Source organism: Heliomicrobium sulfidophilum (genome assembly GCF_057715735.1).
Window position 1 is genome coordinate 635,846 of record NZ_JBVTZZ010000005.1, and the last position, 21,935, is coordinate 657,780.

Annotated in this window: 25 protein-coding genes; 3 read left to right on the forward strand and 22 right to left on the reverse strand. The window is 53.5% G+C overall.

Features of this window, described 5'->3' with window-relative positions:
• Positions 1–26: 26 nt before the first annotated feature.
• The 4 genes from AC0CW1_RS08715 to AC0CW1_RS08730 all read right to left on the reverse strand — a co-directional run bounded on the left by AC0CW1_RS08715 (position 27) and on the right by AC0CW1_RS08730 (position 2,144).
• Complete coding sequence (locus tag AC0CW1_RS08715; RefSeq protein ID WP_488182678.1) at positions 27–494, reverse strand: HEPN domain-containing protein; 468 nt, start codon at positions 492–494, stop codon at positions 27–29.
• Positions 491–856, reverse strand: a complete 366-nt coding sequence (locus AC0CW1_RS08720; protein ID WP_488182679.1) for a nucleotidyltransferase domain-containing protein — start codon at positions 854–856, stop codon at positions 491–493. The genes AC0CW1_RS08715 and AC0CW1_RS08720 overlap by 4 nt, the downstream gene beginning before the upstream one ends.
• Positions 857–955: 99 nt before the next feature.
• Positions 956–1,369: a hypothetical protein gene (locus tag AC0CW1_RS08725; protein ID WP_488182680.1), complete on the reverse strand. Its 414-nt coding sequence runs from the start codon at positions 1,367–1,369 to the stop codon at positions 956–958.
• A 613-nt stretch (positions 1,370–1,982) separates the two neighbouring features.
• Positions 1,983–2,144, reverse strand: a complete 162-nt coding sequence (locus AC0CW1_RS08730) for a hypothetical protein (RefSeq protein WP_488182681.1) — start codon at positions 2,142–2,144, stop codon at positions 1,983–1,985.
• On the opposite strand from AC0CW1_RS08730, the gene AC0CW1_RS08735 reads away from it, so the two are divergent.
• Entirely contained in the window at positions 2,143–2,367 is a 225-nt protein-coding gene (locus AC0CW1_RS08735) for a hypothetical protein (protein WP_488182682.1), read from the forward strand. The genes AC0CW1_RS08730 and AC0CW1_RS08735 overlap by 2 nt on opposite strands.
• A 58-nt stretch (positions 2,368–2,425) precedes the next feature.
• Here the strand turns inward: AC0CW1_RS08735 and AC0CW1_RS08740 are convergent, their stop codons facing one another.
• Genes AC0CW1_RS08740 through AC0CW1_RS08755 form a run of 4 tightly spaced genes read right to left on the reverse strand, consistent with a single transcriptional unit; the run spans position 2,426 to position 6,685 of the window.
• On the reverse strand, positions 2,426–3,802 hold the full coding sequence (locus tag AC0CW1_RS08740) for an FtsZ/tubulin family protein (protein WP_488182683.1): 1,377 nt from the start codon (positions 3,800–3,802) through the stop codon (positions 2,426–2,428).
• On the reverse strand, positions 3,802–4,197 hold the full coding sequence (locus tag AC0CW1_RS08745) for a hypothetical protein (RefSeq protein WP_488182684.1): 396 nt from the start codon (positions 4,195–4,197) through the stop codon (positions 3,802–3,804). The genes AC0CW1_RS08740 and AC0CW1_RS08745 overlap by 1 nt, the downstream gene beginning before the upstream one ends.
• 17 nt (positions 4,198–4,214) lie before the next feature.
• On the reverse strand, positions 4,215–6,284 hold the full coding sequence (locus tag AC0CW1_RS08750; protein WP_488182685.1) for a ParB/RepB/Spo0J family partition protein: 2,070 nt from the start codon (positions 6,282–6,284) through the stop codon (positions 4,215–4,217).
• Between the two features lie 26 nt (positions 6,285–6,310).
• Positions 6,311–6,685 (reverse strand): DUF6075 family protein, encoded by a 375-nt coding sequence (locus AC0CW1_RS08755; RefSeq protein WP_488182686.1) that lies wholly within the window; start codon positions 6,683–6,685, stop codon positions 6,311–6,313.
• A 153-nt stretch (positions 6,686–6,838) separates the two neighbouring features.
• Here AC0CW1_RS08755 and AC0CW1_RS08760 point away from each other — a divergent pair, with 153 nt between their 5' ends.
• Positions 6,839–7,048 (forward strand): helix-turn-helix domain-containing protein, encoded by a 210-nt coding sequence (locus AC0CW1_RS08760; RefSeq protein WP_488182687.1) that lies wholly within the window; start codon positions 6,839–6,841, stop codon positions 7,046–7,048.
• Positions 7,049–7,103: 55 nt separating this feature from the next.
• Here the strand turns inward: AC0CW1_RS08760 and AC0CW1_RS08765 are convergent, their stop codons facing one another.
• The 11 genes from AC0CW1_RS08765 to AC0CW1_RS08815 all read right to left on the reverse strand — a co-directional run bounded on the left by AC0CW1_RS08765 (position 7,104) and on the right by AC0CW1_RS08815 (position 18,926).
• Positions 7,104–8,576: a DUF3991 domain-containing protein gene (locus AC0CW1_RS08765; RefSeq protein WP_488182688.1), complete on the reverse strand. Its 1,473-nt coding sequence runs from the start codon at positions 8,574–8,576 to the stop codon at positions 7,104–7,106.
• A gap of 36 nt (positions 8,577–8,612) precedes the next feature.
• Positions 8,613–9,773: a hypothetical protein gene (locus AC0CW1_RS08770; protein ID WP_488182689.1), complete on the reverse strand. Its 1,161-nt coding sequence runs from the start codon at positions 9,771–9,773 to the stop codon at positions 8,613–8,615.
• 190 nt (positions 9,774–9,963) lie between these two features.
• Positions 9,964–11,451: a M23 family metallopeptidase gene (locus AC0CW1_RS08775; RefSeq protein ID WP_488182690.1), complete on the reverse strand. Its 1,488-nt coding sequence runs from the start codon at positions 11,449–11,451 to the stop codon at positions 9,964–9,966.
• Between the two features lie 4 nt (positions 11,452–11,455).
• Positions 11,456–13,327 carry a VirB4 family type IV secretion system protein gene (locus AC0CW1_RS08780; RefSeq protein WP_488182691.1) on the reverse strand — a complete coding sequence of 624 codons (1,872 nt, stop codon included), beginning with the start codon at positions 13,325–13,327 and terminating at the stop codon, positions 11,456–11,458.
• Positions 13,324–13,992, reverse strand: a complete 669-nt coding sequence (locus tag AC0CW1_RS08785) for a TraC-like domain-containing protein (protein ID WP_488182692.1) — start codon at positions 13,990–13,992, stop codon at positions 13,324–13,326. The genes AC0CW1_RS08780 and AC0CW1_RS08785 overlap by 4 nt, the downstream gene beginning before the upstream one ends.
• Positions 13,993–13,997: 5 nt before the next feature.
• Positions 13,998–14,300, reverse strand: coding sequence for a hypothetical protein (locus AC0CW1_RS08790; RefSeq protein WP_488182693.1), 303 nt, complete (start codon positions 14,298–14,300; stop codon positions 13,998–14,000).
• A gap of 13 nt (positions 14,301–14,313) precedes the next feature.
• Positions 14,314–15,162: a conjugal transfer protein TrbL family protein gene (locus tag AC0CW1_RS08795; protein WP_488182694.1), complete on the reverse strand. Its 849-nt coding sequence runs from the start codon at positions 15,160–15,162 to the stop codon at positions 14,314–14,316.
• Positions 15,163–15,208: 46 nt separating this feature from the next.
• Positions 15,209–15,643, reverse strand: coding sequence for a hypothetical protein (locus AC0CW1_RS08800; protein ID WP_488182695.1), 435 nt, complete (start codon positions 15,641–15,643; stop codon positions 15,209–15,211).
• A 24-nt stretch (positions 15,644–15,667) separates the two neighbouring features.
• Positions 15,668–17,356, reverse strand: a complete 1,689-nt coding sequence (locus AC0CW1_RS08805) for a VirD4-like conjugal transfer protein, CD1115 family (protein WP_488182696.1) — start codon at positions 17,354–17,356, stop codon at positions 15,668–15,670.
• Positions 17,278–17,751 carry a hypothetical protein gene (locus tag AC0CW1_RS08810; protein ID WP_488182697.1) on the reverse strand — a complete coding sequence of 158 codons (474 nt, stop codon included), beginning with the start codon at positions 17,749–17,751 and terminating at the stop codon, positions 17,278–17,280. The genes AC0CW1_RS08805 and AC0CW1_RS08810 overlap by 79 nt, the downstream gene beginning before the upstream one ends.
• 29 nt (positions 17,752–17,780) lie before the next feature.
• Positions 17,781–18,926 (reverse strand): hypothetical protein, encoded by a 1,146-nt coding sequence (locus AC0CW1_RS08815; protein ID WP_488182698.1) that lies wholly within the window; start codon positions 18,924–18,926, stop codon positions 17,781–17,783.
• 367 nt (positions 18,927–19,293) lie between these two features.
• Between AC0CW1_RS08815 and AC0CW1_RS08820 the strand changes: the two genes are divergently transcribed.
• Positions 19,294–20,106, forward strand: coding sequence for a hypothetical protein (locus AC0CW1_RS08820; protein WP_488182699.1), 813 nt, complete (start codon positions 19,294–19,296; stop codon positions 20,104–20,106).
• Between the two features lie 117 nt (positions 20,107–20,223).
• Here AC0CW1_RS08820 and AC0CW1_RS08825 read toward each other — a convergent pair whose 3' ends face one another.
• The 3 genes from AC0CW1_RS08825 to AC0CW1_RS08835 form a co-directional block, all read right to left on the reverse strand.
• Positions 20,224–20,547, reverse strand: coding sequence for a hypothetical protein (locus tag AC0CW1_RS08825; protein ID WP_488182700.1), 324 nt, complete (start codon positions 20,545–20,547; stop codon positions 20,224–20,226).
• Positions 20,544–21,365, reverse strand: a complete 822-nt coding sequence (locus AC0CW1_RS08830; protein WP_488182701.1) for a JAB domain-containing protein — start codon at positions 21,363–21,365, stop codon at positions 20,544–20,546. Before AC0CW1_RS08830 ends, AC0CW1_RS08825 begins: the two co-directional genes overlap by 4 nt.
• Before the next feature lie 104 nt (positions 21,366–21,469).
• On the reverse strand, positions 21,470–21,934 hold the full coding sequence (locus AC0CW1_RS08835) for a hypothetical protein (protein WP_488182702.1): 465 nt from the start codon (positions 21,932–21,934) through the stop codon (positions 21,470–21,472).
• Between the last annotated feature and the right edge of the window lies 1 nt (position 21,935).

The following is a 21,935-nucleotide window of genomic DNA, read 5'->3' on the forward strand; positions in this document are numbered from 1 at the left end:
CCTTTCAATCAACAATTAACATATTATTACCTTTCTGGACCGTCATCTCGATCTCTCTGAACTAATTTGATTGGTTCTTGCCCAGCTAAATACGCATCTACAACCTTGTCAAAGGTTTGGACGAAACGAGTTGTCTCCACGAAATAGTTTTTCACTTTAACGGAATCAAATTTTGTAAACGCTTGATAATCAGCATTTTGTCGGGCATTGAAAAGCAACTCATACAGTTTGCCGTACTTCGTATCAATGATTCCAGTTTTAATATAATCACGGTTTAGAGCCGCACGGACAGCGGTATGTTTTTGCCCAAGGTCATTTCTGCCGCTTAGAGCCAAGGCGCTACGAACGGCGTTAAATGCGCTGTAATACAAATCCCTCATGGTGTTGCCTAGTCTTTCCGCATCAAGGTTACTTTTCGCGGAAAGAAGATTTTCCTTTGCTTTTTCTCTCCACCATAAGGCCAATTCCTGTTTTTGCTGTTCTGTCAAACTCATTCTATCACTACCCCGTCCCTTCTAACTTCGTCATAAAGAGCTGCGATAAACGGACTCCTTTGTTCCCACTGTTTCAACTCTACGGGAACGAAACTTAACGTCGTACCGTATTTGAGATTCGTTTCGAAGATGATGTCACAAATAAGTTCAAACTGCTCATTAGACACTTCTGAATTTACTACGACCAAAATGTCTACATCAGAATCTTCGCCAGCTGTTTGGCGAGCGACGGAACCAAAAAGCACAAGGTACTGTAATTGGATTGCCTCCCGTAGCCTCTCTTTAAATTCTTGAAGAGCTTTGCGCTGATTATCTGATAGTAAAAGGCTATCCAACGTCTTTTGGTTATCCAAGATCATCATCCCAATCACCTTCCTTGTGCTCATTCACCACTTACAACTAACATTATATCCCAAAAGCGAGCAGTAGAGGACATGCTTTTATCTCTTTACGCCTACGCCTTATTTTACTGATTCAGCTACTCCTTCCGACTCCTCATCCCTAGAACCGATATAAGCAGCAGCTTGCTTCCGGGCCTGCTGATAAAGAGCCCTGTGATCATGGCGCCCCGATTCCTTCACGACGGCCACATTCATAAACATGGCCGTAGCCGCTGCATGAGCCGCCTTGGCTGCGATCTTGGCCAAGCGATTTTCAGTGATTTTGAGTTCCGAACGCATCGTCCTTCGTACCGTTGCCGTGACCACATCTAACCCATCGGCTGCTGAATCCTCATCCAGTGCCCTTTGTAACATCTCCCTGACCAGCCCAGCAACGTCTTTCTTTTGCTTCGATGCCGCTGCCTTTAATCTTCGTTTCATATCTGCGGTAACGGGTATATTAATCGCTTCTGGAAATCGTGTTGTTCTAGCCATCTAAGCACCTCTCTGAACGCGGCACCTAATTCGGCACCACCATTAATCCCTTGACATTTCTGAAGATAAGACGGTTACGGCACCATTTCTGTATGTCCAGGTTCATCTGGGCAACATCTTAAACTTCAATCCCCACGCGGCTTTGCCGCGTGTGTGTGTGCCCCGCCTTATCCTGCCTTTTAGAACGGCCTGGTGGCCGTTCTAAAAGGTGCTCCCCCGGGCCACGTTGTGCTCACCTGTGACCGCAGTTTTCCGAACGGACTGTGGGCGATTTTATCGAACAATAGTTCGCATGGCGCGCCTACTGGAGAAAAAATCATGAGGCTTTTTCGACTCCGCTGGTTCATTCGCTCCACCTCATTTCAACGCTAGTTAACTCCGGATTAGCCTGGCGCCACCGGTCACACTGCCGCACATTCTCCAGGAGATCTGCACCCGGAGCGATGACCGACCCGCCGATGAGCCCCTTGCCGGCAGATCAGCCGCTGGCCGTAGCCGTGACGTTTTCCCTCTGCTTTTTCTTTCCAGAAGGCTGATCCCCCACATGGGCTAGCTGTCGACCTGGCGGGCGCTGGTCACGGCCTCGATGCATTTCACCTAGACCAGTTCCGGATCAACCAGGCGGCTGCCCGTCACACTGCCGCGGCAGTTCTCCAGGAAATCCGCACCCGGCACCAAGACCGGCCACGCCGATGAGCCCCGGGTCGGTAGCTCGGCCGCTGGCCGTGACGCTCTCCCTCTGCTTTTTTCTTTCCAGAAGGCAGATCCCCCACATGTTAGGTGTCCACCTAGCAGCCGCCGGTGGAGGCCTCGATGCTACTCACTTAGGCCAGTTCCGGGTCAGCCAGGCGGCTGCCAGTCACACTGGCGCAGCAGCTCTCCATGAGCTCCGCCCCTGCGCGATAAAACGTCCCGCCAATGTGCCCCTGGCCGCAGCTCAGCCGCTGGCCGCGACGTTCTCCCTCTGCCTTTTTTCTTTCCAGAAGGCAAAGCCATGAAAAATGTGCGGCACAGTCGCGCACTGTGCGTAATTGTGCGTAACTGTGCCGCATTGGGCTATCTTCTCGGCTTTTTCCACGGGTGACTCTCCGTTCCTGCCCCCAAGACCGGGTTCCGGTTGCCGATCGGGCTGCCTGTCGGTTTCGGCCGGGCTGCCCAGGGGCCGTCATCATCGTCCTGGACCCTTCCTGAGAAGGAAGCGGCTCGGCGATTAACCGGAGCCACATCTACATGGTCGATGCGCAACGCCGACCGTTTTGCGAACAAGTCCTCCTGCGCCTCGCGGGCTTGTGTGTACTCGTCCACCAGGCTGGCGGCTCGTTCTGGAAGGGCGTTGAGCGTCATCACCGTGTAGATCAACGCATGCCGCGCCGATGTCCAGTTCACGTATCCCTTGTGGTGGCACCCTTTCAGGCCGGGATAGCGATCCTTCAGCGCATCGCTGATCAGTTCAAGGCTGTTCACGTTGGCGATCCGGGAGTTCTGCGGCGTCATCATCGTGAAGGCACCGGCGATCGCCGCCCGGTAATCAAAGCCATTGGCAAGCACGTTTTTCCCTTCGACAGTCTGGACCACTTCCTGGATCAGGTCCTGCTCCTTCATCTCATCGCTGATTTTTGCCAGGCGCTTGGCGAAGGTGAGGCAGCCGCCGGCGAACAGCACCTTGATCAGGTCCTCCGGGTCAAAATTCACATCGGACGAGCCGGTCGTCATCACATTCAGTTCGTGGAGCACATAGGCCAGCTTCAGGTTCGCGTACTGCATCCAGTCTAGGTTCTGGACCTGATCCGCTTGCCGGTCGACCATATAGTCCTGGTAAATCTTTTCGTTGTCGACGACGACAAGCGCCTTTAGTGGCCGTTCTTCCTCTGGCCCCAGGTACTTGTTGACCAGGGTTTTGAACGTGTTCAACGCATTGCCCAGCTCCTCCAGGTTGCCCTTGCGGGGAAGGCTGATGATGGCGCCCACCGGCTTGCCTGTCGAGGCGGCCCACTTGATCATGGGGAGATGGCTGCCGGTTCCGGTGCCGCCGCCGTAGCTGGCCATAATCCAGATCACCCGGGCGTCCTTGGTGGCTTCCATCATCCGTTCGCCCACACGCTCCGCATTCGCGTCATCGGTGAGGGCTGCGTATCCCTGGTACGGATCGCCGCCGCAGCCGTTCTCCCAGCCGAGCAGTTCCAAGCGCCGGTTCTCCGGCACATGCTTCAGCGCCTTCAAGTCTCCCTTGAAACTGTTGATGGCCAGCGTGGAATAGTACGGATTGCCGTTGCGGTCTTTGATGGATGCGAAGGCGTCGGCCATCTTGCCGCCGCCCTGGCCTAGCCCGATGAAGGCCATCGGAATGGCCACCGGCGCTTGCTGGGCGAACGACTGGAGTTGTACCGGCGTTATGTTCTGGTTGTCTCCTTCGGCGCGAAAAACTGTTGTCATCAGCGTATTACCCCTTTCCTTGTTTCATCATAGAGCCGGCTGGCAATGACGCTGCCGCGGAGGGCGTCCGGACGGCCGGCCACATAATCGATGATTGCATTCCAGACCGTCTCACCGGTCTCCGTCAGGGTGTAGCGGATTTCCCGCGATTGATGCCGGCTCTCGATGAAGCGCACGGCATCCAACGCGATCAGGGATCGGTTCGTGTCATTTCGCAGCACATGGTCCTGGGGAGTCTCTACTTTCTTTCCAGCAGGCTCAGCGTATTGCCGGCGCAGATCGGTTTTGGCAATCCCCTCCGGATGGTGCTGGGCGATGAGTACGAACAGGTCCAGCGCCGGTCCTTTCAGCACATGGCTGCACAAATCAAGCAGCGGGATTTTTAGACGATCCAACACTGTCCTTCCCTCTCTTAGTGCGGCAACGCATCGTTGTCTTGATACTTGAACACCACCAGGCGAATAGCGGAATTGTCAGGGACATAGTGAATTTCCCCGTCCTCAAACAGCACTTTTACAATCCCAAGCGGTCCCCGTTCCACATCGTTGCCGTTTTCAATCTCGTTTTTGGCGATCTCATTCAGTTCTGTAGGCATTGTGATAAAGTCATGGACCGGCTTGTATAACTGGTCGTCAACCTTCCTGAGCTTGCGTCCCCCTTTCCCATTCAGTTCATTTCCCAAGTCGCGATATGCAGCAGCCTCTCCAGCATTGGCTGCTGATGATTTGGCAGCCGAACACTGCTTTAACAGCCATTCCTCCGGACCGTTCAATCCCGTGGCGGTCGCTGGCCAGCCGAAAATAATCTCGATGAGCTGCGACGGTTGCAAAGACATGAGCAGGTCGCGGAGTTCCTCCCACCGGCCATGGGTCCACTCGTATGTGCTCTGCCCCCTCATCCACTCACGGTCCCATTTGAATTTTTTCTGCAAAAACTGATGGGGCCGGATCCGGATGCTGTTTCCGCTGTAGCCCGGCGATGTGTCGGCCAGGAGACGGGCGGCTAGGTAGACCAGATGATTCTTTGTCATCGTCACAGTTTCCGAACCATTGCCGGCCAGTAAACCTGCCTGCGAAGCTGCCAACTGGTCAATCTCGGCCATCTCATCGGCCAGGTCATTACGGCGTTGCTTGTTTTTCGCCCGAACCGTGGAAGCGCATTTTCTCCGGTAACAGACCGGGTTCAAACAAATCTCCTGTGGGGTTGTGTCAAACCGCCCTTTTCCATATTTCCTATGTTTACAGGTCTGGCACTCCGACAAGTCCAGGTTTTCAGAATTGTAGACTTTTCGAAGATGCATGTAGTTGCCGCCGTCGTTGTGGTCGCCGCACTCAAACTTCTCGTCGGTTAAGTCAAGATAATCGATGCCCTGTTCAGCAGCTAGCGTTTTAATCGCTTCTGTTTTGGCCTCGATCCCTGCCTCCTGATTTTCTTCCCAGCAGGCAGGGTTCAGGCACCATGGCTTTTCTTCCCCATAACGCCCGTATTCCGGCGCCATGGCCCGGTGCGGACAGTTCTTGCATTCCACATCAGGATCAAAATGCAGTGTTCTTGTGTGGGTATTACTCTCAAACAATTTCTTTCCGTTTCGGTAAACTTCGTCTCGAACCAAGTCACCAACCCCAGAAACGGGAATCTTCCGTTCCACAATGGTATCGGTGACTCGGGTCAAGAAATCACCCGGCAAGTTGTCAAAAGCAGCCAGCGCCTTCCCATGGCTGCCCGAGATCATTCCACGTGAAATACTCGTCTGTACCGGCTCAGGAAGCTTCAACAGGCGCAGGCGGTTGGCGACGTGAGCCTGGCTTACTCCCAGGCGTTTAGCGAGGGATTCCTGCGTGTAGCCGTTTCGTTCCAGCAGCCCCCGAAAGGCCTCAGCCTCCTCTATGGGCGAGAGATCCTTCCGCTGGATGTTCTCGATGAGCATGACTTCCTGTTCCTTGTTCTCATCGATGTCACTGATAATCACGGGCACTTCTGTAAGTCCGACAATGCCGGCCGCCCGGTAGCGGCGTTCCCCGGCGATGATCACATATCGTTCCGGGGCTTTCGGCTTGCTGCGGACAACCAGGGGTTGGATGATGCCATACTGGCGGATGCTCTCGGCGAGTTCCTGCAGCGCCTCTTCATCAAAGGTCTTTCTCTGGTTATCCGGGTTCGGCTCGATCAGGCCGATCGATATCTCCAGCTTGCCATTCAATTCAACTAGGCTCGTGGACATATCGACTCCAGGGGAAACCGCCGCGATCTGGGATTGCCTATGCTGCTCATAGGCTTCAAATAGATGGTTTATCCCAATAAAAATAGCCTGCTGGCCGTAGAGGAAACGCATCATGGCAGGGCACTGTTCCTTGATGGCGGCAACGGTGATCGGAGCGCCCCCCTGCTCCATTTGCGCCAGTTGGGCAAAGATCGTCTTCTTGATTTCTTCTTCCGTTTTGCCCCACTGGATCCGCTTCCCCTCTTTCTTTTCAGTCTCCATGCGCATCCCTCCCCTCCATCAATCCTCTAATGGATCTGGTCTAAGCCCCAGGCAATTTTCAAAGCATCGGTCGCTATACCGCGAAGTGTGGAATCCATTCTCCAACCGCTATCAATCGTATCAACAGGTCCCGACTCTTCTTCTTGCCAGGGTCTCCCGACTACCAGGTGGTAGGCCCATAACGCTGCGGCGCGATGACCGGAACCGAACTCAGGATTGTTGATGATATTGGCCCACCGGATTTCCCGGCGTTCGGGAAAAACGTGGCTTTTCGTGACTTTGCACAGCTTGCTATCTGCGGTCAAAATAAACATCGCTGCCACCCATGATCTTTCGTTCTCTCGTCCCAGCACGAGACTGCTGAAAGCCTGTCTTTGGGCGCTGTTTTGAATCTCGACCATAACGCCGCCTCCTTTGCGTTCGCAACAAAATTTCTTGCATTTGCATTATATAATGGAGCAATCGCATAATCAATAATTTCCTTTGCGTTTGCAAAGCATTTTCTCGACTATATAAAACAATGTGATATAATGGCACTGAAAGGAGGGGGGACTTTGGCTTTTTCGTACAAACCACTGTTAAAGCTGCTCATTGACAAGGATCTCAAGCTATCTGATTTAGGCCTTTCCACCGCAACGCAAAGCAAGCTTCGAAAAAACGATTATGTGTCCATGGAGGTGTTAGATCGGCTCTGTAGCCAGCTTGAATGCGCCATTGAACAAGTGGTGGAGCACCTCCCGGACAAGGTGAAGCCCCAGTCCTGAGCAGGATTGGGGCTTTCGCATTTACGGTTTATTTCTCTTCCAGACGGCGGTTCTTCTATCGCTCCATCACCTCTTTTCTACCCTTAGCCTGAGAGATTGTTGACCGGTAGGGTTCTTGTTGCCGCATCCGGGCAAAATCGTCAGCCCAAGACCTGCCGTAATAGGGAGTTAGCGTATTAACGACAAGCCCTTTCGCAGTAAGCGCCTGAGCCAGTAACTCACACTGTTCATGTGAAATTGTACTGTCCCTGTATATCGCCACGTTCGTAATCTGCGGATTGTCGTGTAAGTAATCCTCAATCAGGGATTTAATGTTCCCCACAGCAATTCGATGGGGATGCCCGTGCAGGTCAATCGTATGGTTAAGCCGTTGAATCTCCATGTTTGCCTTCAACTGCTTTTCATGCATATACACTTGTAGCACATCGTTCTTCCCCGGCATGATAAAAGCGCCCCTTGCGAAGGCGCCTTCCCTTATGTGAAGTATCTTTTTCCTTTCACTTCCTTTCGGGGTTTCTGCCAACTCCCTCCGTTCCCCCTGTGTCATATTCCCTGCCTCCCTTCCGTGTTGCCGCCCCCCCGGCCACTCCAGGCGCTGGCCCACCTGGTTCACCAAGTCGACGTTCCAGTCCTTGGCCGTGGGAAACTGCGCAACCACCTGATACCCCTGGCTCACCAGATCGTTAGCGATCCGCTGCGCCGCCTCACGGCCCCACTTGTCATTATCCAGGCCCAAGGCCACCCTTTTGATTTCCGGATGGTCGGCCAGGTACTGTTTCAAAGCCCGATCGGCCAGACAGCCCAGGGAGAGCCGGTGATGCTGCCAGATGTCAATGTTTCGACGCAGTTGCAGGCTCATGTGGGATAGACAGTCAATCGGCGCCTCGTAGACGTAAACGGCGTCTGACCCTTCCCGTCCCCGTATGGAAAAGGCAAAGTCCTTGCTTGACCCCGGCACCTCGCCCTTCCAGTCGCTGTTCGTGAAAGTGGATCGCATCGTGCAGTACCTCGGCGTCGCTTCCCGATCCAAGCCGACAAAGGCCACATTGTGGATCTCTTTCCCCTGAATCGGATAGGCAGTTTCATAGATCAGTCCTGCCTTCACCAACGGCTCTAGCACTCGTTTGTCGATCCCCCGGCTCTGCATCAGGTAGGCAAAGACCCGGTGGTCGTTAGCCGCTCTGGGCGGCAATGCAAAGGGCTTAGTCTCTTCCGGATGCCTGGCCGCCTTACCGCCGGCTGGAAAGGAACGCTCCGAACCAGCTTCCGGCAAGAAGCCGGTCAGTTCGGCCACCGCTTGCCGCAGGTTCTTCCCCTCGATCTCGACCAGAAAATCGATCGCTTTGCCGCCCTTCTGCGTCGAGTGCTGGAACCACCGCCCCTGAGTATCGACAATTAACCCCCCATGTTTAGGGATGCGGAAGTTGCCGCCGCCCTCATGGTTCAACTCATACCCCCGACCGCGCAGGTAGTCCACTAGGTTGGCTTCCCGCGCCCGGGCCAGTTGCTCGTCCGGTATTCGCCCCAATGAGACCTCACCTCCCGAAAACATAAAAACGACCGGCTATCCGCCCGTCGCTTCCTGACTCCAATTTCTTCTTAGCCAGAGTTTCCGCATTGATTCGTCCGTCTGTTCTTTTTTCGCGTTGAGGATGCACTGCTTCAAGTACTTGATCGGCTGACGGGTTGCCTTTGCCTTGTAAAAGCCCTCCAGCGCCCAAAGGGCCACCTCCGCATTCAGCCATGTTAGCGGATGGTTCTCGGCGATCAGTTCCTGGACTGCCTTCTTCAACATGTCTCGGTCGGTAAAATTGAACCGCCTGTCCTCTTCTGGACAGCAGCGCCGCATAATCTGCCGAACCTCCTCGTCCCGGCTCTCCGGCGCCGTCAAACCGGCAGCGCGTTCCGGCGCTTTATCATTATTCAAAAAAAACAGATCCGTCTGTCCGTCCGTCTGTCTTTCCTTCCGTCGATTAAAGATTGAAGTAGTCTTTGTAGTAATCTCTGTATTTGTCTGACGTTCTGGCGTCACAGGTGTGTCGTTAAAACGTAAGACCTGTGACGTTTCAATGTCACCCCTATGACGTTTTAATGTCATAGGGGTAGGCAAAGGCATCTGATTTAGCCCCGTCTGACGCTGTTTCTGGCTCGCTCCCCCTAGTTCCGCCTCCCCCCTCTGACGTTCTAATGTCATAGGGGTGTCTGCAATCGTCTCATCCCGCGCCAATCCCACTTCACTGGCGGGTTCCGCAAGGGAACTATAGGCTTCATCGATCACCTTAGCGTCCGTCGCCGGGGCGTAAGTGATCTGCCGGATGGCTTCCGGATCCGGTTCTATGAACAGCACATTGCCCATACGCATGGCGCCGATCTGGATCGTCCGAAACTCCAGACTCACGAGGCCCTTGTCCCGGAGACGCTTGCAGGCTTCCTTGACCTGGCGTTTGGTGAATCCATAGTGATCGGCCAGTTGGTCGTAGCTTCGTTGCAGTTTGTCACCCCGGAATTTCTTCTCAAAGCGCACACGGCCCAAAGCCTCTTCCCGGATTTCCCGGGGCTTGTACCAGTAGATAATATCCGACAGGATGATAATGGCCACCGTGTCCGGTTTGCCGCTGTCCAGAGTGATGTTCTCGAACCATTTTTGGGGGATGACATTGCCGGTGAACTCCATCATGCCGATGGCATCCACCACTGGGTGCTCCGTCTTTGGACTATGTTTCATGAGGCCTCTCCCCTTTGACGGCTTTTCGATTGTGCGGCACAGTGACGCACAATGGCGCACAGTGCCGCACAATGGATAATCCCGTACATCTACCGTTCCAGGACCTGTTCCAACTCAAGCATCGGCTTCAGAACTCGCATCACCTGTGTCCGGTTCGCGCGCCCAGTGGCGAGCGCAATGGAGGCAGACATCAGCGCCTCCTGTAGCCGGGCATTCGCACTGCCCGTTTCCTCTCTTGATGCGGCGTCGGCCGTTGCTGCTCTACCTCCGAGCCGCCGAAGAAGACCTCCAAAAGCGCTGCGAATGGATGATGGAAGAGGATTGCATTCTCCCATACCCCTCCGATCAACAGCTTATGATTGGGGTCCAATTCCTTTAGCTGCCGCCGGGCATCCTCCGCCAGGCCCTTGGTTAGGGCCTCAGCCTGCATGCAGGCAGCGTAGTTCCGGATCGCCGTCTCGTATCTCGCTTCCGCTTGTTCGATCCGTCGTTTTTCATTCGTCCGATAATCCGAATTCAAGGCAGCTTCCAACCCTATCGCATCCTTTCTATAACCTAAACGTTGCTTAGTCCCCAATTGACCCGCAGCAGCGTCATCGATAGAGTTCCAGCGGATTGAACGGCTGCCCGTTCCTCCGAACCTCAAAGTGAAGATGAGGTCCGGTACTCCAACCGGAAGAACCGGAACGGCCGATCTGCTGCCAGTCTTCAATCTCCTGACCGGGATAGACATAAAAGCGGAAAGGTGGGCGTAATACGACTCCACACCATTACCATGGTTGACTACGACAAACTTACCGTAGCTGCGGCCGCCAAGATCCTCTACCCGGGTCACAAAGCCCCGCTGGATGGCATAAACCGGCGTGCCGGCACCAATCCCAATATCGATGCCTGTATGTGTCCCCGGTTTCGGACTCATGCGCGGCCCGAACCCGGATGTGACGTTGAAGTTGCCGGGCGTGGGCCAGAGCCATTCTCCTGTCGGCCGGAAGTTCGAAGGAAGATGGACCGGCGCCCCCCCTTCCCCGTTGGGACCGTCGTAAAAGATTTGTTCCAGCGGCATAGCGAGCATCTGCCGCGCCTTCTCCCTGTCGGCTTTGGAGAAGCCCATCTCCGCCATCATTTGGTCGAAGCTCTTTCTGTCGTACACAGGCGCTTCTTTGGTTGTGGAATCGCCGTCCTGACTTGAACAGGTGATAATGACTTTCCCTACCTCAATCAAAAACTTGTTCGCCAGCCGCTCGGCTCGGGCTTTCAAGACCTGCTCTTCTGTCATGCGAAAACCGAAGGTCTTTTGCTTGCGGTCACGCCTTTCCGTAGCCAAGATGTTTTCCAGGCTAAAGTCCTGTTTTAACAGGATGGCGTCCAGTACTAGCAGTTCCTGCCACGTAATCTGCACCTGGTGCATGATTCTCTTGGAGCGATCGGCATTTCGAGCAACTCCTGGCGGTTCGATGGTTTTGCTGCATTTCGAATCTTTTGAGGGCTTTTCCACTACGGTGGAATAAGAGACATTGTTGGCCGCCTCCACATAGATGTCCACCTGTCGCTCATCAGCAACCAGCGGCACACGTTCGTGAACGGAGATCGGCCCGGAGAAGACGAAGATAAAGAAGATGACAAAAAATAAAAACCCCCATACATAGGGGTTTGTCGGAACCACCATATCGTCTTCCAAGCCGTCACCGCCCACCGGCCTTGCCGAAGATCTCCTTCTCGAAAGCTGTTACTTCCACCGACACCTTCAATCGCCGGTTGCCAGCCACCAGCAGACCTTCGCCTTGCTTAGCCCTCAGAAGAAACTCTTTTTCACCTTCCGACAGTTTTACCAGTGAAGTTAGTTTCTGTAGGTCATTCTCATCCTGTAGCATGTAAAACTTATAGGTCGAATTAGAGATAATGGCCTCGGTGTAGTTCGCCAGGCGCTCATCGGTAAGATCCCGAAGGTTCTGCGTCGCTGTCATTAAGTTTCCCCCATACTTGCGGATCCGCTTCCCGGCGTTTTTCAGCGAGATCAGCGCCTGGGGCGCCCGGGGATTGGCTAACAGGTGAAACTCGTCCACGACCAACTCGATTTTTCTTCCCTCAGCCCGGTTTCGGCAGACCTCATTCCATAAGAATGTAAAGATATTGTAGTACTGGGCTTGGAGGACTGCTTCTTCGGCCTCTACCAGGTCGTGAATATCGATAACGACAAACTCGCCGTCCGCGTTGGCCGTGGTCGGGCCGGCCCACAAAAAGGACTCCGAACCCTTGGCAGCGCTTTTCAGGTATTCCGCCAATTCGCCCCACTTCTCGGGTTCCTTTCCCGCCTTTTTCTCCAGCAGGCTATAAAGATGCGTTGTATCAGGCCACTTTTCATTGGGCACTGTCGCCGGATCAGTCTCCCAAACAATTTCATATTCGCGATACAATTCAATCAATGCATCTTCTAGCCTGGCAAGATGCAACCGGTTAAGATCCGGAATATATAGCTTGAAGAAGGTCTTTAAAAACTGAAGATGAAGCGCCATTGCCGGCAATCCATCATTTTTCACTTCATCCTCTTCTGTCTCTTCTTCTACGGTTGGCGGCACAATCCGGATTTGCAAAGGGTTGATCCGGGTCTTCCCGCCGGCGCCGTTGATCCATGTCCCGCCCACGGCCGGATGCTTGCACATATGTCGGTATTCCCGTTCCGGATCGAGAATGAAGATCCGGCAGTTTTGTGACCAGAGATTCAGGCACTTTTTCTTGACTTTCGTCGATTTTCCAGAACCCGATGTCCCAAATACGTTAGTATTGCCGTTTGTACGATGTCCTCCTCGACGGTAGTAGTCAATGATAACCAGTGTTCCTCCGGAGTCTTTACCGAGAACAAACCCGTTGGGATCCCGAAGGCCGCTGGCCATGAAGGGGAAGGCTGCGGCGATCGTCTCAGACGGCATGTTCTGGCGGCCCGAGGCCAGCACTTCCGCAGGGAGCTGTCCCCATGGACCGGTACTAAGGAAGCCATCTTGCTGGCGAAACAGCATCCCCCTGCCGCGCATCTTGGAGCCGGCCAAAGCCCGTTCCAGGTTGCGGACCCGCCGGTTCAGATCATCTGGATCATCCCCCTGAACCAGGAAGGTGACGGTGATGTTAAAGACGTTCTGCTGTTCCATATCGATTTTTTGGAGCAGCAGTTCTGCATCCTCCATTGCCCGTTTCGCCCGCATCACCGACAGCGCGCCCCCGACCCGCGTCTTGCTGGCCAACTCGCCGATGCTCCGGTTGATGCTGCTGATCAGATCCAGGCTCTCCGTGGGCGTCACATGGACACTCGTCACCACTCCGGGCAGTTTGGCCACCCTAGCCAGCCAGGCTGCCGTCACGGAGGATGGGTAGTTGTTCGAGGGGATTACCATCGCCCGGGCTAGCTTGTCCCCCATCACCAGGTTGGACGGCTGGAACGACAGCGCTTGTGGGGCCAGGACATTCAACAGACCCGAAGCGACAGGCGTTGCCGGGGCTTTCGATGTCGCCGTTCCGTTGACGGAAGGGTCATCTTTATTCCACGGGAAATATTTCTTCATTCCATCACCCCAGCGCTTCTCTCGTCGTATTGGACGACCGGCGGTAGGTAAGGACCTGAAATACCGGGTGCCCGTTCGAAGGCTGCCTGAGCAGGGTGAAGGAACACAAAATTCAGGTCAATGATGTCCCGGACCGCGCTCATTTCCACTTCCAGACCGACTTTCTCCAGGGACGATTTCAATTCATAGGCACGCTGGTGAAGCTCCTGGTAGGCGTCCTTTTGGTACTTCCTGGGCTCCTGGGTCAACACGATATGATACAGCGGCTCCTGGCTTGTTCCCTTGGCTGCCTCCGCGGACGTGTACTGGATATACTTTCGGAGAAGCAATTTCCTCCGTTCATCGGTCATCTCCCGGGCCATGTCGTCCAGGTGCGCCAGGTAGTCGTCGAGCACCAGCGGACGGCCCATGCAGTGGATTTGCAGCGGCTCTTTCTGGCCATTGAGGGCCTCGTGCATTCCCTGGATGATCTGCCGCCGTTCCCGTTCGCTCCGCAGTTCCAGGTCAAAGGGCTTGATGCGCAGGTACATGACCAGTGTTCCGTCTTTTCGAACCAGCATGTCATCGTAGATGTCGCTGACCGGTAACAAGTCCTGGACTGACTTTTGAGATGCGCTGTTCTCCGCTGCTTTTCCATTCTGGCTTTTCTTCCCGAACCCGAACAATTCCCTCACCTCGCTTTATACATGTACCGTTTTTGATTGGCACGCCACTGCCACATCCACTTTAACTTGTCCGCCATCCGGGCGCCGTCCGGCTGAGGTTGGCAAAATAGATATACAGTACCCGGGAGCAAAAAAACGATCCATATGCGGCTTGCTGATTCCCAAAAAAGGCCCAGGGCCTCGGAAATAAAATATCCGAGGCCCGTCGCAACGGTCAGCGCAATGATTTCCGGCCAGCCAAATCCGGGCCATACTTCAAAGCGGTGATTTACGTTCCGGGGAATTAGATAAGATTGGTTCTCTTCCATCGATTCATCCCTCTCAACGCATGAGTGCTTTGCGCATCATATACTGGGTTCCGGCTTGCTGTATTGCCATGCCCGATGTCCGGCTGATACCGCTGCTGTACATCCATCGCCGCAACATAGATGGACTCTTGAAGGCGACATACAGGCCGGCAATCGAGGCCAGCAGTCCCAGCGCCCAGTCCCCGGAGAACATCGCGGGTCCCGAAATGGCAAGCTTCAGGAGAAACGATTGTAGCGCCTGAGACATGCTGATCGTCAGGAGTTCTTTCCACCATTCCGCGAACATCCCTTTATCCTCAGAAGTCAGCCCAATAGCCATCAATGGTCCAGCGGCGGCAAGCGCACCGAGTTCATAGGCGCGAATGATCGTCTGAAGAAAAATCAAGATATAGATGACGATGGCGATAATGAGCATCACCAGGCCCACAATCACCACATTTCCCGGAGCGATAAATGTGAACAGCGCTGCTGCCGGCGTAGCCTCGACAACATTGACGCCGGCAATCTTCCGGGCCACATCATTTCCGAATTGAAATGTCTGCGCCGTCACCCAAGGAATGGACAAGGCAACAAAGATGGATGATGCATACCGCACCAGCACCCTCTCCATTGCGTCCCCTTCCCCATATCCCTGAAGGATATGGTTCATCAGCAACTCTGCCAGGAGTTTGACCGCAACCAGGCCCATGGCCAGCGTCTGCATCTCCGTGATTGCATTGGAGACAAACTGACTATCCAGGATTTTCAGCGCCATGGCCATGATATCAACGGTCCAACCAGACATGATTGCGCTAAAGTCATTGAGGCACCGGTTAAGAAACGCTTGAAACGATGAAATAATCAACTCAGCAATTGCGTTCAATCATCACTCCCCCTAAGAATAAGTTAAGAGCCGGAAACCCCGGCCCTTACTTGGGAACATAACTTTGAAGGCCGATAATCAAACCGTCCACCGCCGTTCCAACGACGGTCGCCGTTAAAATCTGCCGGATCCTTTTGTTTTTCTGGATGATTACCTCCTCGTTTCCTTCCGCCCATGACTTCTGCATCGCCTGCCAGCCAACACCGGCCCCGCCAGCAATAGGAATAGCAAGCAGCAGTTGTCCCTTAATGTCCTTAAGCAGGTTCATTCCACCGTCGATCAGATTGATGGATGCATGCGCCGGCGAAGGCGCTGTCAGCCACATGAAAGTCAATCCGGCCACCGTTGCCGCCTTGCCGTAGGTCCAGATGAACCGTTCCAACTTGCGGTCCACCTCTTGCAGGATTCCTTTCAGCCCTTTTTTCCGATTCCCTTGAAACCCTTCGCGAACACCTTTCATGTTTTGAACCTGAATATTCATTTCCATCTTTTCTCCTTTCATCAATTAGGCAATATCGTCAAAATAGTCTTCCGGCGACTCCGGAGGTGGTCCCATAAACTCGGGGGGCGTAAAAAAGCTGTTGATATCCGGCAGATCCGGCTCGGCGATAGGATACTGCCCCATCCCCGGCAGCCAAATCGGCGGGGCTTCTGCCTTTTTGCGTTCTTTCTCCAGCCGGGCTAACGCCTCAACGGCCGCCTCGGACTTTGGGTTCAAGGCTTCCACATCGAAATCGCGGGCAGCCGGCCACTGGGTAATGTCCAGAACCGGCAATCTGGCCGGATACTCGCCAGCCTGCAACACAAGGGCATAATTACTGTCCCACCGCTCCACCTCGTCAGGCATAACCAGCGGCCGACCAGTAAGTCCACGATTGGATCCGTAGGAAGCACTGTTGTGCCGTTCGCCCACGTTGGCTGAGTAGGAATCGGTGCCCACCGTATACTTTCCGGTCTTTTCACTGATCATCTTGGCCGTCTCTGGATTCATCGTCGCCAGGTACACCCAGGTGCCGCAGTTACCGATCAATGTGCTGGCCATTTCCTTGCCATACTTGATATCCAACTGAGGCCTGTCCTGCACCGCAAGGAGATAGCGCATCCCCCGGCTTCTAGCTACCGTCAGTTTGGTGCTCATCTCCGGGATGGGCGGCATGTTACCGAACTCGTCCAAGAGATAATTGACCCGGACCGGCAACCTGCCGCCCGGCGTGCTATTGGCCACGTCAACGAGCGCCTGATAGGTCTGGGCCACATACAGGCTTGCCAGGAAGTGCCGATTCTCTTTCTCGTCGGGAACCACTAAAAAAACCGCCATCTTACGGCGGCCTATATCCTCCAGTTCATGATCCATCCCTGCTGTCATCCATTGGATATCGGGATCGGCCCACAGTTCCATATCGGCTGCGGTCGTTACGAAGACTGAGGCGCGAGTCCGGTCTGTCGTCAGCCGGGCAACGCCGTAAGCCTGCCGGGCGACGTGGTTCAAGGGCATTGAAGCAAACAACTCATCGAGTCTCTCACCACCGCCCTCGCCCAGTTCCGTCAGGACCCGATAGGCGCTGGCCATGTGCCGCTGAGTTGGTGCCGCTTCGCTGCATACCGCAAGCGCCAGCGCTGCTGTGCATGATTTCTGGGTCTGCGGCCAAAAACGGTCTTGGGTGCGTTCCTTGTTTTGTGCAGCCATGATCGTCCCTAGGTCCTTGGCCGCCTCCGCCGCTTTTGAAAACTCTCCCTGCGCCAGCGCCCGGTTGATGGGATGCAGCGGATTCCATCGGCCCCCCAGCGTCGGGTTTCGGAAGTCCAGCCGGACCACCTGATACCCTAACTCCCGGAGAAACTCATAGGTAGCCAGATACATCTCGCCCTTGGGATCCGTCAGCACCATGCTCTCCCCAGCCAGGGCGTTCACCCAGATGCTCGGGAGGACGATTCGCCGTGTCTTCCCGCCGCCGGTGGTGGAAATCAGCAGCATATGGGCCTTCTTTCCGTTCCCGGTCTCCATCCAGACCGTAAACGGCATTGCCCCACGCATCCATGCGTCGGCCGGATAACCGTCCTTCCACCCCTTGGCGGCGCCCAGAATAAACCCGCCCTTGGGCAACCGGGTTGATTCTACTGACGGTCCAAAGAAATGTCCTCGCTTTCCGGCTCGATGTCGCAGATCGTTGAGGTATCCCCGGATTCCTCGCATCGATTCACCCCCTTTCTGTAATCCGCCGGCGGATGCCAGACGGTGGTCGTGTTACGAATCTCCTCCATGGACCGCCAGCGGCTAGTGCCATGCTGGCCGGAACCTGCGGCCTGCGGCATTCCCTTGGGTCCCTTTGCGACATACGGCCGGCGTCCGTAGTAGTAGCCCCAAAAAATCAAGGCCGCCACCATCAACTGCGCCCAGTACCAGAGCCCTCGAAGGCGCTCATCAGACAAAGCCCGCAAACCGGCCAGCAAAGAAAACGAGTCGGTCCATGTCGCCCACCCCGCCTTAATCCCCTCCGTGATCAACAAGCCGGGCAATTGAAGGAACCAGGGAAGAATGAGCACATCCATGAGAAGGATCAGTCCCATGGAAGCAAGTTTTGTTTTCATAGTCACCTCCAGCCGGCTGGAAAGAAAATCTACCGTTCCCGATCTTGGTCCAGTTGTCGCTGTCTGCGTGCTAGCTCCCTCGCCCAGGTTCCCCGGGGAAACTCAATGCGCAGTTGATAGCCCAACGCTTTCAGCGATGACGTCATGCTTTGAATCATCGGCGTAACGCTTGGCACATTGGTCATGTTGAAAACAACGTTCTGTACGCCCGGGTTTAACTTCAGATAACGATTCAGACTGTGACTGGCTTCATCACCTAATGCAATCCGGTGGTCCCCTGCCATCTGCCCAAGCGTCGCCTGGTATAAATCATGGGCAAGCAAGTCTCGGACACAGTTGAAAACCCTCACCTGATCGGTGTTTCCGGGAAAAAAGAAAGACCCGTCGTTCTGCGGGCCGTTGAGAGTCGTATTCTGTTCGATCCCATTTCGGGGCATCACAAACCGGTGGTCCGGATGCAGTTGCTCCACTTTTCGATCGTGCTGATAGATTTCTTTTTTTGCATTCTTTAGTTCTGTTTTGACGGGGCTGGTTGGCAGAAAGTCGAGTGTGTATTGAATAAAACTCGCTGGTCCAATACCCGCTTTACGCAGTCCCTCGATGAACAGTTGAGACCGTTCATAGTTCGGGATTTGAGGCGCTTTAAGCCCATCCATTGCAGCAGACAAATGGGTTTTCGCTGAATCATACCGTCCGGGATGATAAGCCTGGATCCCCAGCATTACCTGCATCGCCTGGGTAGAGGCACGAGCCTTTTCAAGCACTCGTAAAAGAGTTATTTCCGGTTCTGTAAACCTTGCCTTCGCGAAACTGGCCAGCACCCGCCGAGCCTGTCCTTCCGGCAATGTACAGTAAATCTCGTGGATAACCTCTCCCAAATGGTTCCGGGCAGTCGGCGGCCACGGAAGGGATATCCCAGTCTCTTCCCTTGTCCATCCAACATGCTTCCTCATGTACTTCAAGGCATCTTCCGGCTTATGACCACCCAACCAAAATATCCGGAACTCCTCGCGGATACCTTCTGGATGGTCGACCCCTACGATACCCTTCCATGATGACTTCTCCTGTTTTAGGGTCATGTTGAACCGGTAAAGCAGCTCCTCCCGGCTCGGGACAGAACCTCCCGGTTGCAATGTATCAGTCAACTTGTTCTCCGACGACGTTCTTTCGGTCATATCAATCCTCCTTCATTCCATGTGATTAGAACGACAGCCTTTTCCCCTTAAAGACTCCTCCCTTCCCTCCTTAATTTCACAGGGCATAAAAAAGAGCCCTGTAAGCGCCGCGCCGATTTTTCATCGGCGGCCCCGGCTTTCACGGGGCTGGGCCTTGGGGGCTCTATTTCAATTCAAACCATATATGGTAAAATGGTTGATAATCGTATTACAAAGAGAGCAACCATTGCATTAGTTTTGCGTATAAAAAAACAATAGTGGCCATTCCTAGAATAAAAACTGAAACCGTAAATAAAAATTTTTCATGTTTATCCACTTTATTATCGTCCATGTTATCCTCCATGCTTTAAGAAAGTGAGACCAGTTCATGAACAATCTTATTTCTTTTTTCTTCGACCGAAATAATCCCGAATCAGTTATTCTTTTACTTATTACAATCGTGCTATTTTGGCTAAACAAAGAGTACAGAAAAAACCATGTCGAAGAAGATAATTTTACAAAAGACAGAATTGATAAATCGATTGAAGCTTATACCAATCTCCAACTAACCATATACTCATATCTTTCTGATCGTTCCAATTATGAGGAATTAACAAAACAGATTGCTAGGGCATACGTATTTATGCCATCAAAACTGTGTTCCCGCGTTGACAAATGGAAGATAATGGCTGATAACTTTGAACTTCGCTCTTTAGCAGAGGAACTTCAAAAAGAGATAAGACAATTGAAATATCAGCAGATAGACAAAGTGAGTAAGCCCTTAACAGGTCTGATGGATTACTATGAGGTCATTACGAGCACCTGGTTGAAGCCTATATTAATACCGTTTGGTAAAGCTTTTGTGACTACGTGTCTAATACTACTCTCCATAGCACTAGGATATAAATTTGTAATAATTGACAATGATATGGGTAGATTTTCATTTCTCGGAGTAATAGTCGGGATTTTCTTCGGACTATCTCTTTTACTTATTTGGGCTTCAATGGCTTCAATTATCTTTGAATCTGAAAATCGCCCGAAAAATAAAAGCGTATACATTCAATTAGGATTTAGTTCTATTGTAATTTTAGGGAGCGTTATTTTTTATCAATATTATTGGTGGACTGGTCTGGTAATATTTTTTTACGTGCCATCTTATGCCATTTACGTTTTCTATACCGCTCAAAAAACCAATCAATAACCTTTAGATATTCGAAAGCAGATTCAAAAGGGATAAAAATGAACTTCTCTTAAACGTCGAAAGAGCTCGGTAAGAATGCCGAGCCCTTTCGATGCACCTAAATTGGTTCTTATTCGTTTATGAAAGAACTTCTTTTGCTACTTCATTCTTGAGGGATAAAAACTCCCGAGCCTCCTCTAATAGGCAGGCAGCTTCCCTTTCATCGGCCCATTCCTTGAATGACCCCGCAATAGCCGAGAAGATCTCTAGTACAGTTGCGTCAAGGACGAGGATGTTCCGCTGGTCGTTTATCATAAGAAAAGCATACTTACCGTTTTGTCGAAGGACTACTGACTTCCTCTCTTCATCGTTCAGCAATATCCGATGAGACAGGCCTTCCTGGCTAATAATCGAATCCACCAAGGCCGGCGTCACATGTACGCTGTCCGCCACGATATTCATCGCTCCAACTCCTCTCCTTTTTGTTTCATTCCACGTGAAATATTCGTGGCCGCTCCTTCTCTCACCCGGTCATTCGCCAGGTTAGTCTCTGGCATGTACCCCAGCTCCCGTAAACTCGAAAACCGGTTGTCGCCAATGATAATGTGATCCAGGACCTCGATGCCCATGATCCGACCGGCATCCACAATTCGGGATGTAATCGTCCTGTCTTCTCGGGACGGCATCGGATCGCCGCTCGGATGATTATGAACGAGTACCGTCGCGGCAGCGCTCCGGGATATGAGCGCCTTGAACAGTTCCCTCGGATGCACGATGGAAGAGCTTAAACTGCCGACCGAGATCGTATCGATCCCGAGCACCTGGTTCTTCGTGTTCAGCGCGATGGCTCGGAACTCTTCCTTGTCCAGAAAGCGCATGTCCCCCATCAGCAGGTCTGCCGCCTCCTGCGGAGTTCGGATTACCGGCCGCTGCCGCGCCGGCGTGGCCGCCACCCGCCGGGTCAACTCCTGCACCGCCGCCAGCCGGGCCAACTCCCGGGGACGTAGCTGCGCAGCCAGTTCCGGCCATCGGTCACGCAACCCTTCAAAGAGCAAATCCGTGGCCCTCGTCTTCCCGGCTTCTGGCCTCGACTGCGCCAGTAAACCGGATGCCCGGGACAACTGGTCAAAATGCCCCTCCTTCACCTTTCCGTCCAGCAGGATCGCGATCAACTCGGCGTCGCTCAACCGTCGCGGATCCTGAAGGCATCGGTGCAACGGCGTCTCTTCTTTTGGCACCGAGCCTGTCGCAGCCGCTTCCTTCCCGCGAAATATTTTCATCTGTGATCCGTCATTTTGCATCTAAACCACCTACCAATGAATGAAAAGGCCTGCCGGCAAGTTCCGTCCTTCGGATTTCTTTCCAGCAGGCCTTTTTTCGTTTTTTACGGCCGGATAATCCCTCCCGGCAACCGTCTTGGCACATCCGTCCGGCGGGCCACAGTGACCGTCTCCGTTCCGAAGAATGTCATCCGAATCACCACATCGACCCTGGAGTACACCGCCGGCCGGTTGGCGACATTCTCAACCCGGTACTCCCGGACTGTAATCCCCTGGCACCAGGGGTACCGGCTTAGTGAATCAAACAGCCGCTGCCGAAAGACCGCCTCCGCTGGGTCGCTGCCCGTCATGACTACCCTGTCGGCAGCCAACTGCGTCCGGTCTATAGCTCGATATGATGCGTCATTAGCTGCCCGCAGCGCCTCATGGACCATATACCGGCGAACCAGATACTCACTGGCCGAACCGATTCCCACGAACATGGCCAGCATCAGCACCAGTAAGGTGGCCATCACAAAGGGATTGCCGGTTCCCCTCTGTTCGCTGCGAAATACCTCCCAAAATGTCACG

Excerpts from the sequence above, each read along its gene's own strand:
- AC0CW1_RS08715 (WP_488182678.1), bottom strand. The coding sequence starts at position 494 with ATGAGTTTGACAGAACAGCAAAAACAGGAATTGGCCTTATGGTGGAGA.
- AC0CW1_RS08720 (WP_488182679.1), bottom strand. The coding sequence starts at position 856 with ATGATGATCTTGGATAACCAAAAGACGTTGGATAGCCTTTTACTATCA.
- AC0CW1_RS08725 (WP_488182680.1), bottom strand. The coding sequence starts at position 1,369 with ATGGCTAGAACAACACGATTTCCAGAAGCGATTAATATACCCGTTACC.
- AC0CW1_RS08735 (WP_488182682.1), top strand. The coding sequence starts at position 2,143 with ATGTTAGGTGTCCACCTAGCAGCCGCCGGTGGAGGCCTCGATGCTACT.
- AC0CW1_RS08730 (WP_488182681.1), bottom strand. The coding sequence starts at position 2,144 with ATGTGGGGGATCTGCCTTCTGGAAAGAAAAAAGCAGAGGGAGAGCGTC.
- AC0CW1_RS08740 (WP_488182683.1), bottom strand. The coding sequence starts at position 3,802 with ATGACAACAGTTTTTCGCGCCGAAGGAGACAACCAGAACATAACGCCG.
- AC0CW1_RS08750 (WP_488182685.1), bottom strand. The coding sequence starts at position 6,284 with ATGGAGACTGAAAAGAAAGAGGGGAAGCGGATCCAGTGGGGCAAAACG.
- AC0CW1_RS08755 (WP_488182686.1), bottom strand. The coding sequence starts at position 6,685 with ATGGTCGAGATTCAAAACAGCGCCCAAAGACAGGCTTTCAGCAGTCTC.
- AC0CW1_RS08770 (WP_488182689.1), bottom strand. The coding sequence starts at position 9,773 with ATGAAACATAGTCCAAAGACGGAGCACCCAGTGGTGGATGCCATCGGC.
- AC0CW1_RS08780 (WP_488182691.1), bottom strand. The coding sequence starts at position 13,327 with ATGAAGAAATATTTCCCGTGGAATAAAGATGACCCTTCCGTCAACGGA.
- AC0CW1_RS08790 (WP_488182693.1), bottom strand. The coding sequence starts at position 14,300 with ATGGAAGAGAACCAATCTTATCTAATTCCCCGGAACGTAAATCACCGC.
- AC0CW1_RS08800 (WP_488182695.1), bottom strand. The coding sequence starts at position 15,643 with ATGAATATTCAGGTTCAAAACATGAAAGGTGTTCGCGAAGGGTTTCAA.
- AC0CW1_RS08805 (WP_488182696.1), bottom strand. The coding sequence starts at position 17,356 with ATGCGAGGAATCCGGGGATACCTCAACGATCTGCGACATCGAGCCGGA.
- AC0CW1_RS08810 (WP_488182697.1), bottom strand. The coding sequence starts at position 17,751 with ATGAAAACAAAACTTGCTTCCATGGGACTGATCCTTCTCATGGATGTG.
- AC0CW1_RS08815 (WP_488182698.1), bottom strand. The coding sequence starts at position 18,926 with ATGACCGAAAGAACGTCGTCGGAGAACAAGTTGACTGATACATTGCAA.
- AC0CW1_RS08820 (WP_488182699.1), top strand. The coding sequence starts at position 19,294 with ATGAACAATCTTATTTCTTTTTTCTTCGACCGAAATAATCCCGAATCA.
- AC0CW1_RS08825 (WP_488182700.1), bottom strand. The coding sequence starts at position 20,547 with ATGAATATCGTGGCGGACAGCGTACATGTGACGCCGGCCTTGGTGGAT.
- AC0CW1_RS08830 (WP_488182701.1), bottom strand. The coding sequence starts at position 21,365 with ATGAAAATATTTCGCGGGAAGGAAGCGGCTGCGACAGGCTCGGTGCCA.